General features: G+C 75.8%; 9 protein-coding genes and 1 pseudogene. 5 read left to right on the top strand and 5 right to left on the bottom strand.

Annotated features, from left to right (window positions below; translation table 11 throughout):
• The first annotated feature begins 169 nt into the window (after positions 1–169).
• A complete protein-coding gene (locus GSY69_RS12840) occupies positions 170–1,417 on the top strand; it encodes an AAA family ATPase (protein WP_160954236.1) in 1,248 nt (415 codons plus the stop codon).
• Positions 1,417–2,709, top strand: coding sequence for a DUF58 domain-containing protein (locus GSY69_RS12835; protein WP_160954235.1), 1,293 nt, complete (start codon positions 1,417–1,419; stop codon positions 2,707–2,709). Before GSY69_RS12840 ends, GSY69_RS12835 begins: the two co-directional genes overlap by 1 nt.
• A gap of 101 nt (positions 2,710–2,810) precedes the next feature.
• Here the strand turns inward: GSY69_RS12835 and GSY69_RS12830 are convergent, their stop codons facing one another.
• Positions 2,811–3,806 (bottom strand): stage II sporulation protein M, encoded by a 996-nt coding sequence (locus GSY69_RS12830; RefSeq protein ID WP_160954234.1) that lies wholly within the window; start codon positions 3,804–3,806, stop codon positions 2,811–2,813.
• 200 nt (positions 3,807–4,006) lie between these two features.
• On the opposite strand from GSY69_RS12830, the gene GSY69_RS12825 reads away from it, so the two are divergent.
• The gene (locus GSY69_RS12825; RefSeq protein ID WP_268526884.1) at positions 4,007–4,852 is read left to right on the top strand and encodes an RDD family protein; all 846 of its coding nucleotides are present in this window, start codon (positions 4,007–4,009) and stop codon (positions 4,850–4,852) included.
• Here GSY69_RS12825 and ahcY read toward each other — a convergent pair.
• The 3 genes from ahcY to GSY69_RS12810 form a co-directional block, all read right to left on the bottom strand.
• Positions 4,849–6,300, bottom strand: a complete 1,452-nt coding sequence (gene ahcY / locus GSY69_RS12820) for an adenosylhomocysteinase (protein ID WP_160954233.1) — start codon at positions 6,298–6,300, stop codon at positions 4,849–4,851. The genes GSY69_RS12825 and ahcY overlap by 4 nt on opposite strands.
• A gap of 65 nt (positions 6,301–6,365) precedes the next feature.
• Entirely contained in the window at positions 6,366–7,790 is a 1,425-nt protein-coding gene (gene manB / locus GSY69_RS12815; RefSeq protein WP_160954232.1) for a phosphohexomutase domain-containing protein, read from the bottom strand.
• The gene (locus GSY69_RS12810; protein ID WP_160954231.1) at positions 7,787–8,113 is read right to left on the bottom strand and encodes a DUF3499 family protein; all 327 of its coding nucleotides are present in this window, start codon (positions 8,111–8,113) and stop codon (positions 7,787–7,789) included. The genes manB and GSY69_RS12810 overlap by 4 nt, the downstream gene beginning before the upstream one ends.
• Positions 8,114–8,290: 177 nt before the next feature.
• On the opposite strand from GSY69_RS12810, the gene GSY69_RS12805 reads away from it, so the two are divergent.
• Positions 8,291–8,683: a hypothetical protein gene (locus GSY69_RS12805; RefSeq protein WP_160954230.1), complete on the top strand. Its 393-nt coding sequence runs from the start codon at positions 8,291–8,293 to the stop codon at positions 8,681–8,683.
• 17 nt (positions 8,684–8,700) lie between these two features.
• Here GSY69_RS12805 and GSY69_RS15395 read toward each other — a convergent pair whose 3' ends face one another.
• Complete coding sequence (locus GSY69_RS15395; protein ID WP_160954237.1) at positions 8,701–8,964, bottom strand: WhiB family transcriptional regulator; 264 nt, start codon at positions 8,962–8,964, stop codon at positions 8,701–8,703.
• A 500-nt stretch (positions 8,965–9,464) separates the two neighbouring features.
• Between GSY69_RS15395 and GSY69_RS12795 the strand changes: the two are divergent.
• A pseudogene (locus GSY69_RS12795) lies at positions 9,465–10,000 on the top strand (hypothetical protein); the annotation flags it as partial.

Here is a 10,000-nt window from a genome sequence, read left to right as displayed (position 1 = left end):
TGCCGCGCACCGCGCGCCCGGCCGAGATCAGCGCCGCCGCGGCCCGCGCCTCGGGCCGCGATCCCGCCGCCGTGGACCGCGCGCTCCTGCACGCCCGCCCCGTGAGCGACGCCGAGCTCGTGGCGCTCGCCCAGACCATCCACTCCATCGAGAGCGAGGCCGACACCCCATGACCCAGCCCACCCACACCGAGCCCCCGGAGTCCGGCCGCCCCCAGCGGGAGGCACCCGCCGAGCGGCGCGGCCGCCATGCGGGGCCCGCCGCGCCTGCGCACCCCGGGTACCCGGCGAGCCCCGATAACGCCGGGAGCCCCGGAAACCCCCCGGCCGGCCCGGCGGGCCCGGTCGGTCCGGCGGGCCCGTTCGGTGCGGGCGCCCCCGCCGGCGCGGTGCCCCCGCCGCCGCAGCACGCGCCGCGCAGCGGGCTCGAGGCGCGGCTGGCCGGTGAGCACGCCCTCGAGCTCGTCGACCACGACCTGCGCGAGGGCTTCGACGCCGTGCGCCGCGAGGTGGGCCGGATCGTCGTCGGGCAGACCGCGGCCCTCGACGGCCTCCTCATCGCGCTGCTGTGCTCCGGCCACGTCCTCCTCGAGGGCGTGCCGGGCGTGGCGAAGACGCTGCTCGTGCGCACGCTGTCCGCGGCCCTCGACCTCGCCCACTCCCGCATCCAATTCACCCCGGACCTCATGCCGGCGGACGTGACGGGCTCGCTCGTCTTCGATGCGGCGGCCGGCGGGTTCGAGTTCCGGGCCGGCCCGGTGTTCACCCACCTGCTCATCGCCGATGAGATCAACCGCACCCCGCCCAAGACCCAGTCGGCCCTGCTCGAGGCCATGGAGGAGCGGCGCGTGTCCGTCGACGGGGAGGCGCGGGCCCTGCCCGACCCGTTCCTCGTCGCCGCCACCCAGAACCCCCTCGAGTACGAGGGCACGTACCCGCTGCCGGAGGCCCAGCTCGACCGCTTCCTCTTCAAGCTCGTCATGGACCCCCCGGATCGCGCGGGCGAGCTGGAGATCCTCCGGCGCCACGCCGCCGGCTTCGACGCCCGCGAGCTCGAGGCCGCCGGGCTCACCCGCCTGCTCGACGCCCAGGCCGTGCGCGCGGCGCGCGCGCGGGCCGGGCGCATCCACGCGGCACCCGAGGTGCTGGGCTACCTCGTCGACCTCGTGCAGGCCACCCGCGCGGCGCCCTCGCTGGCCCTGGGCGTCTCGCCGCGCGGCGCCACCCGCCTGCTCGGCGCGGCCCGGGCCCGCGCCTGGCTGGCCGGGCGGGCGTTCATCACGCCCGACGACGTCAAGGCGCTGGCCCCGGCCACGTTCCGCCATCGCGTCATCCTGCGCCCCGAGGCGCAGATGGACGGGATCGGCGCAGACCAGGTCATCGCCGCCGTCATCGATTCCACCCCGGTCCCCCGCTGATGGCCCTGACGTGGCGCTTCGCGGTGCTCGTGGCGCTCGCCGGGATCCCGGCGATGCTCGCGCCCCGCCCCGCGGTCGCCGCGGCCTGCCTGACCGCGGTCTGCCTGGCGGGCCTGCTGGACTGGGCGGTGGCGCCCTCCCCGCGGGCCATCGCCGCGCGGCGCACGCCCGGGCCCCGCGTGCGCCTCGACCAGCCCGCCCACGCCTGGCTGACCCTGCGCAACACGGGTCGGCGCCGCGCGCGCCTGCTGGTGCGCGACGCGTGGGCGCCCTCGGCCGGGGCGCGGGAGACCCGCTTCCGGGCCGTGCTCGCGCCCGGCGAGGTGCGCGAGCGGCGCCTCGAGCTCATGCCCACCCGCCGCGGTGTGCTGCCGGCGGACCGGCTCACCCTGCGCTCAGCGAGCGCGCTGGGCTTCATCGCCCGCCAGCGCAGCTTCGACGTGCCGGCCAGCATCCGCGTCATGCCGCCGTTCCGCTCGCGGCGCTACCTGCCCTCGAAGCGGCAGCGGCTGCGCGAGCTCGACGGCCGCACCGCCCTCATGGTGCGCGGCATGGGCACCGAGTTCGACTCGCTGCGCGAATACGTGCGCGGCGACGATGTCCGCTCGATCGACTGGCGCGCCACGGCCCGCGCCCAGAAGCTCATCGTGCGCACGTGGCGGCCCGAGCGCGACCGCCGGGTCGTCATCGTCATCGACTCCTCGCGGCTGGCAGCGCGCCGCAGCGGCGCGGGCACCGTCTTCGATGCGGCACTCGAGGCCGCGATGCTGCTCGCGGCCCTGGCCGCCGGGGCCGGCGATCGCGTCGACGTCATCGTCGCCGATGCCCGGGTGCGCGCTCGGGTGGGCCCGCTCACCGGCGCCGATCCCCTCGGGCGCCTCTCCCACGAGCTCGCGCCGGTCTACCCGGAGCTCTACGACGCCGACTGGCCGGCGATCGCCTCCGCCGTGCTGGCCACGGCGCCCTCCCACGCCCTCGTCGTGCTCGTCACCGCGCTGGACACGGAGACCATCGCCCGTGACCTGCTGCCGGCCCTGCCCGTGCTGCGCGCCCGCCACACGGTGACCCTCGCCGCCCCCAGCGACCCGGACCTCGAGCCCATGGCCGGGCCCCGTGCCACCCCCGCGCAGGTCTACCGCGCCGCGGCCGCCGAGCACGAGATGCTCGAGGCGGACTCCCTCGCCCACGCCCTGGGCGAGCTCGGGCTGCACACCGTCACGCGGCCGCCGGAGGCGCTGGCACCGGCGCTCGCGAACCTCTACATCGACCTCAAGGCCAGCGGCCGGCTCTGAGCGCCGCCCTCCCCCATCGACCGCCCTCCGCCGGCGGCCGCCCTCGGCCCTCCGCCGGTGGCCGGCCCGCGTCGGCGACCGGCCACCGCAGACGGCCTGCCTCAGTCGACCGCGACGATGTCGTACCCCGCCCGCTCGCGGGCGATGTCGCCGCTCAGGCCCGCCCGCTCGGCGGGCCTGCCCAGGGCGAGCGCGTAGGCGACGATGCCGGAGGCCAGCAGCAGCCCGAGCGCGATCTTCACGGCCACGGGCAGGTGGGAGGGCGTGACGAAGCCCTCGATGAGTCCGGAGCAGAAGAGGAAGAGCACGAGGCCCAGGGCCACCGCGATGAGCGAGCGGGCCTCGAGCGCGAGTGCCGCCGAGCGCCGCCGAGGCCCCGGGATCATCCACGCGGTGAAGATCTTGAGGCCGGCGGCCGCGGCCAGCAGGATGCAGGTGACCTCCGGGATGCCGTGGGGCAGGATGAACGCGAAGAAGTCCGCCCCCTTGCCATAGTCGAAGAGGATCGCGGCGGAGACGCCCACGTTCACGGCGTTGGACACGAGCCCGAGCACCACGTAGGCCCCGGTGATCCCGAGCACCACCCACTGGATGGCCAGCCACGCGTTGTTCGTCCACACGCCCACGGCGAAGAAGCCGTTCGGGTGCTCCCGGTAGTAGTCGACGAAGTCGTGCTCGGCCAGTCGGCGGCGGGCCTCCTCGGGCCCCAGCAGGTCCATGACGTGCGGATCGGCCAGCGCCCAGGCGGTGGTGGCCAGCGCGATCGCCGTGAAGAACGCGAAGACGCCCACGAAGTACCAGCGCAGCGAGTACAGCGCGGCCGGCAGCGAGACGAGGAAGTAGCGCGAGACCGCGGCCGTGGCCCCGGCGGGCACGCCGGTGAGCTGGGTGCGGGCCCGGTGGACGATGTTCGACAGCCGCAGGGAGATCTCCGAATCGGGTGCGCTCGACTGCAGCGCGGAGAGGTCCTTGGACGCGGCGCGGTAGAGGGCCAGGAACTCCTCGGCCTCCGCCGGGCTCAGGCGCGAGGCGCGGGCCAGGCGGGAGAGCCGGTCCCAGCTGGGGGCGCGCAGCTGGGCGAGCAGGGCGGGGTCCATGGCCGCCAGCCTAGCGGGGCGGGCGCGGGGCCGCCACGGCCGTGCGGGCCCGCCCGGCGGCCCGGACCGTTGGCCGGCCGGGCCGATGAATGCGCGGGCCGGCGGACGCGGGTCTGCGGATCCGCGGGCCGCGGACTGCCTGGGCCGCGGACTGCGCCGGCCGAGGACTGGACAGACCGGCGATGTGCGAGGATGACCGCGTGAGCACGCTCGTGACCGGTGAGGCCGTCGCCCTCGACGTCCGCCCGGCCTCCCTGGCCGCGCGGGCCGCTTCGTGCGCCATCGATGCGGTCGCCTACTCGCTGCTCAACATCGCGATCTTCGTGGCCGCCGCGTGGGCGCTCGCCCGCGCCGAGAACATCGACTCGCTGCTGCTGGCCTCGCTCACCACCGTCCTCACGGTGCTCGCGGTCGTGGGCATCCCGTGCGCCGTCGAGCTCCTCACCCACGGCCGCTCGCCGGGCAAGTACGCGCTGGGACTGCGGATCGTGCGCGACGACGGCGGCGCGATCTCGTTCCGCCACGCCGTGCTGCGCGCGCTCCTGTGGCCCATCGAGGTGCTGGCCCTGGGCGGCGGGATCGCGGCCCTCTCCGGCCTCCTCTCGCCGCGCTGCAAGCGCCTGGGCGATCACCTCGCGGGCACGATCGCCGTGGACGAGCGGGCGCGGATGCCCCGCCTGGCCCCGCTCCGCGTGCCTGCCCGCCTGGCCGGCTGGGCGGACGCCGCGGACGTCACGGCGCTGCCGGGCCCGCTCCTCTACCGAGTCGCCCAGTTCCTCGCCACCGCCGCCGAGCGCGCCCCGGCCTCCCGGCTCGAGCGCGCCATCGAGCTGGCCGAGGAGCTCAACGCCTACGTCGCGCCCGCGCCCCCCGCCGGCACGCACCCGGAGGAGTTCCTCGCGGCGATCGTCGACCGCTCCCGCCGGGAGGCGGTGGGCCGGGAGTCCGCCGCAGCGGCGGGGGTCGAGCGGTTCCGCGCGCGCGTGGGCGCGCTGCCCTACGGGCTGCGGCTCTCCGGTCCGGGCGGAGGTCCGGGCGGGCCTTAGTAGCGGTAGTGCTCGGGCTTGTAGGGCCCGGCCACGTCGACGCCGATGTAGGCGGCCTGCTCCTTCGTCAGCTCGTCGAGGTCAGCGCCCAGGGAGCCCAGGTGCAGGCGGGCCACCTTCTCGTCGAGCTCCTTGGACAGGCGGTGCACACCGGGCGCGTAGTCCTCCGTCCGGGCGAAGAGCTCGAGCTGGGCGAGCACCTGGTTGGCGAACGAGGCGCTCATGACGAACGACGGGTGGCCGGTGGCGTTGCCCAGGTTGAGCAGGCGGCCATCGGAGAGGACGATGAACGAGGTCTCCGCCCGGTCGAGGCCGGCCTCGGCGGGCACCGGCAGCGTCCACTCGCTGACCTGCGGCTTGATCTCCACCCGTTGCATCCCGGGCAGGCGCGCGGCGGCCGCCAGGTCGATCTCGTCGTCGAAGTGGCCCACATTGCCCACGATCGCGCCGGGCTTGAGGCGCACGAGGTGGTCCGCGGAGATGACGTGCGTGTTGCCGGAGCACGTGATGACGAAGTCGGCCAGGCCCACCGCGTCCGCGGTGCGCATCACCTGGAAGCCGTCCATCGCCGCCTGCAGCGCGCAGATCGGGTCGATCTCGGAGACGATGACCCGCGCACCCTGGCCGCGCAGCGCCTCGGCGGCCCCCTTGCCCACGTCGCCGTAGCCCACGACCAGCGCCACCTTGCCGCCCATGAGGACGTCGGTGGCGCGGTTGAGGCCGTCCGGCAGCGAGTGGCGGATCCCGTAGCGGTTGTCGAACTTCGACTTCGTCACCGAGTCGTTGACGTTGATGGCCGGGAACGGCAGGCGGCCGGCCTCGGCGAGCCGGTAGAGGCGGTTGACCCCCGTCGTGGTCTCCTCGCTCACGCCGAGCACGCCGCGCAGCAGGCCGGTGAAGCGCTCGGGTTCGGCCTCGAGGCTGCGCCGCAGCGCGGCCGCGAAGACGCGGGCCTCCTCCGGGGCGTCCTCCCCCGGCTCGGCGACGCCGCCGGCGCCCTCCGCGGCCGCGCCCTCGAGCAGCATCATCGTCGCATCGCCGCCGTCGTCGAGGATGAGGTTGGGGCCGTCTGCGAACTCGAAGATCCGCCCGGTGCACTCCCAGTACTCCTCGAGCGTCTCGCCCTTCCACGCGAAGACGGGCACGCCCTGCGGGTCCTCGGGCGTCCCGGCGCCCACGACGACGGCCGCGGCGGCCTCGTCCTGGGTGGAGAAGATGTTGCAGCTGGCCCAGCGCACCTGCGCGCCGAGCGCGGTGAGGGTCTCGATGAGGACCGCGGTCTGCACCGTCATGTGCAGGGAGCCCGCGATGCGCGCCCCGGCCAGCGGCCGCTGGTCCGCGAACTCCTCGCGCAGGGCCATGAGGCCGGGCATCTCGCGCTCGGCCAGCCGGATCTGGTGGCGCCCGGCGGCGGCCAGGGTGAGGTCCTTGATGGAGTGGTCGAACACGGCGGTCTCCGTCCTCGCCCCGCGGGGCGGTGGGGTGGCGGTTGCGGCGGGCGATGGGTCGGCGGTCAGCCCCGGCGGATGAGGCGCAGGGCGGCGTCGCGCAGCTGCGCGGTGCGCGCGGGCTCGGGCGATTCGACGTTGAGCCGCACGAGCGGCTCGGTGTTGGACATCCGGACATTCATCCAGAAGTCCGCCCCGCTCAGCGTCACCCCGTCGAGGCGGTCGACCTCGCCCGGACCGAAGTCGCCCGCCGCGGCGGCGGCGGCGAAGTCCTCGAGCACCTCGGCGGCATCGCCCACCTCGGAGTTGACCTCGCCGGACATGGCCTGCGGGGCGTAGGCGGCGAGCAGCTGGCTGAGGGTGCGGTCGCTGCGCTCGAGCGCGGCGAGGATGTGGCAGGCGGCGAGCATGCCGGAGTCCGCGCCGAAGAAGTCGCGGAAGTAGAAGTGGGCGGAGTGCTCGCAGGCGAAGACCGCGCCGCGGGTCGCCATGAGCTGCTTGATCCCGGAGTGGCCCACCGGGGTGCGGACCGGCTCGCCGCCCGCGGCGCGGATCGCTGCGGGCACGGCGACGGAGGTGAGCAGGTTGTGCAGGACGACGGGGCGGACCTCCCCGGCGTCGTGCGCCCGCTCGATCTCGCGGGCGGCGACGAGTGCGCCGACGGCGGAGGCCGAGGCGGCGGCGCCCGTTTCGTCGATGAAGAAGCAGCGGTCCGCATCGCCGTCGAAGGCGAGCCCCACGTCCGCGCCGGCCGCGACGACGGCCGCCTGGGCATCGACGAGGTTCGCGGGGTCGAGCGGGTTGGCCGGGTGGTTGGGGAACGTGCCGTCGAGCTCGGTGTAGAGGCCCTCGACGTCGAGGTCGAGGGCGGGCAGCCCCGCCGCGGTGCCGAAGACCTGCGGGAGCAGCTGGCCGCCCATCCCGTTGCCGCAGTCGGCGACGATCCGCAGGCGCCGCCCGCCGCCCACCCCGGTGAGCTCGCGCAGCGCGGCGCTGTAGGCGCGCGCGAGCTCCGCTGCGGCGGCGTCGTCGACGCCCGCCCCGGGCTCGCCGGCGGGCAGCTCCGGGGCGGCGAGGACGAGCTCGGCGATCTCGCCGAGTCCCTGGGCGCGGCTGAGGCCGGCGGCGCGGGGCCCGCAGAGCTTCACTCCGTTCCAGCCGGCGGGGTTGTGCGAGGCGGTGACCATGAGGCCGGGCAGGCCCCAGTGGCCCGAGGCGAAGTAGAGCTGGTCGGTCGAGGCGAGCCCGAGGTGCGTGGGCTCCAGGCCCGCATCGCGCACCCCGCGGGCGAGCCACTCGGCGAAGCGCTGGGAATCGGGGCGCATATCGCAGGCGATGACAGCGCCCGGGACGCCGTGGGCCGTCGCCATGGCGCGGGCCGTGGCCCAGCCGAGGGCGTAGAGGAGGTCGTCGTCGAGCTCCGGGCCCACCCGTCCGCGCAGGTCGTAGGCCTTGAGCGCGGCGTCCAGCCGATCGCCGCGCGAGCTCACGAATCGTCCCCGACGAGGCGCAGGCGGCCGGGGCCGCGGCCGGCCGGGGCGCGCTTGGGCTTCGCGGCCTCGCGCACCGCATCGGCGATCGCGAGGATGTCATCGCGGCTGCGCTCGGGCGCGGCCTCGCCGGCCTCGAGGCGGATGAGCTGCCAGCCCACGGGGGCGACGAGGCGCTCGGCGTGGGCCCGGCACAGGTCATGGGCGCCGGGCTCGGCGCGCACGGACAGGGGGCCGATGACGACGCAGGCGTCGGCGTGCACATAGGTCAGCGTCGCCGCGGCGGGGGCCGCGCAGTTGACCTTCGAACACGTTCTCAGCACACGAGGAGTCTAATACACCCGCGCCGCCGCGCCCGTGCCCGCCGTTGGTCGGGGTCGGGCACGGCGGCGCGGGTGCGAGCACGGCGGCGGCGCGGCGTTCGGTCGCGCCGTCCGAGCGCGCCGTGCGCGAGCGCGCCGTGAGACTGCGCCGTGAGACCGCGCCGTTAGACTGCGGGCATGTCCTCCCCACGCCGCCGCGAGCGCCACGGCCGCGGGCTGCGCTCCGGGCTCTTCGGCGCGCAGGTGCCCGCCCGGCGCACGCGCGCTCACGAGTTCGACGCCGCCGCCGGGCTGCTCATGGAGCAGGTGAGGGAGAACGCCGCGGGCGAGCTGGACACGGTGGCACTGGCCACGGACCTCACGCCGCCGGCCTCGGCGACCGCGGTGGAGCTGGGCCGGGTCTACCCGGCCGCGCCGGGGCGGCCCGCCACTCTCCTGCTGTGCCGGATGCCGATCCTCAGGCGGGCCGAGGACCGCGAGGAGCTCATCGAGGTCCTCGCCGACGTCATCGCGGAGCAGGCAGCGCTGCTGTGCGGCCGCTCGGCCGACGAGCTGCGCCCCCGGCTCTAGGAGTCAGACGGACCCTCTCAGACCGCGCGCTTCTTCAGGCGGCGGCGCTCGCGCTCGGACAGCCCGCCCCAGATCCCGAAGCGCTCGTCGTTGGCCAGCGCGTACTCGAGGCACTGGGCGCGCACCTCGCACGAGGCGCAGACCTTCTTGGCCTCGCGGGTGGAGCCGCCCTTCTCCGGAAAGAACGCCTCGGGGTCGGTCTGCGCGCACAGGGCCTGCTCCTGCCAGGCGAGCTGGCCGTCCTCGGCATCGCCGAAGAGCAGGGAGAGGGGGGCGGCCAGGCGGCCGGCCTCGACGCCGGAGGAGGTGGGCGTGAGCTCGGTGGGGTCGACGGCGAGGGGGTCGACGGCGAAGCCCGGTTCGGCGGATGCGGGGTCGACGAACCAGTCCTCTGCGGTGCGTGCTCCGACGCCCGGAGCGTCAGTGCGCCGGACCTCGGCGTACTTGCGCGCTTCTGACACAGGAATCCCCTTTCGTTCGCCGAGCCCGCCAAGCGGCGTCCCGACTTTCCCCTACACCGAATTACACGTGTGTCATTCCCCATTCGTCAAGCGCCCGACTGCTATAAGCACGGCCCTCGCACACGCTATTCGAACTGGCGTTCCCGGACTTTTCGCCGCCGACCACTACATCTTGTCCGCACGCGCCTCCGCAACCACTAGGGGTGGGGGTTTCGGCGCGGCGCGGGAAAATTCCGCGGCGCCCGGCGCCCGCAGCGCATGGTCCCGCGCTGCCCGGTCCCGCGGCACGGCCCGCGGGCGGCCTTTGGCATCATGTGGGGATGGACGCGCCCCCAGCCCACGCAAGCCGCCTGCTCACGGCCTTCGCACCTCCCGGCCCCGGGCCGGTGGGCCCCGGCGATCGCGTGGCCTCCCTCATCGCCATGGCCTTCGACCGCGCCGGCATCGAGGCCCGCGACGGCGATGTGCTGACCGTGGACGCCCGCACCGTCGCCGCCGCGGCGGGCCGCGAGCGCGCGTGCGCCTCGGACGAGGACTTCGCGGCCCTCGTCGCCGGCGCCGGCGCCGAGCCCCTGGCGGCCCGCACCCTGGGCGGGCGGACCGTGAGCGTGGTGCGGGTGGGCCAGCGCGCGCTCGTCGATGCGGGCCTGGCCCGGCCGGTGTCCTATCCCGGCACCGTGGTGCTCCCGCTGCCGGATGCTCCGGCCGTTGCAACGGCCCTGGCCGCGAGCCTGCGCACCCTGCTGCGGGCGCGGGTCGACGTCGTGCTCACCGCGCCCGATGCGCGCCCGGGCGCCCTGCCGCCCGCGCTGCTGGCCGTCGGCGCGACGCTGGCGGCGGGCCCCGCGGACGCGGT

It is taken from the genome of Brevibacterium rongguiense (assembly GCF_009857845.1).
GTDB lineage: Bacteria > Actinomycetota > Actinomycetes > Actinomycetales > Brevibacteriaceae > Brevibacterium > Brevibacterium rongguiense.
The sequence above is the reverse complement of the archived record's forward strand: the minus strand, read 5'-3'. Positions and strand labels throughout refer to the sequence as shown.

Coding starts and splice junctions, on each gene's coding strand:
- GSY69_RS12840 (WP_160954236.1), top strand. CDS start 170: ATGACCCAGCCCACCCACACCGAGCCCCCGGAGTCCGGCCGCCCCCAG.
- GSY69_RS12835 (WP_160954235.1), top strand. CDS start 1,417: ATGGCCCTGACGTGGCGCTTCGCGGTGCTCGTGGCGCTCGCCGGGATC.
- GSY69_RS12830 (WP_160954234.1), bottom strand. CDS start 3,806: ATGGACCCCGCCCTGCTCGCCCAGCTGCGCGCCCCCAGCTGGGACCGG.
- GSY69_RS12805 (WP_160954230.1), top strand. CDS start 8,291: ATGTCCTCCCCACGCCGCCGCGAGCGCCACGGCCGCGGGCTGCGCTCC.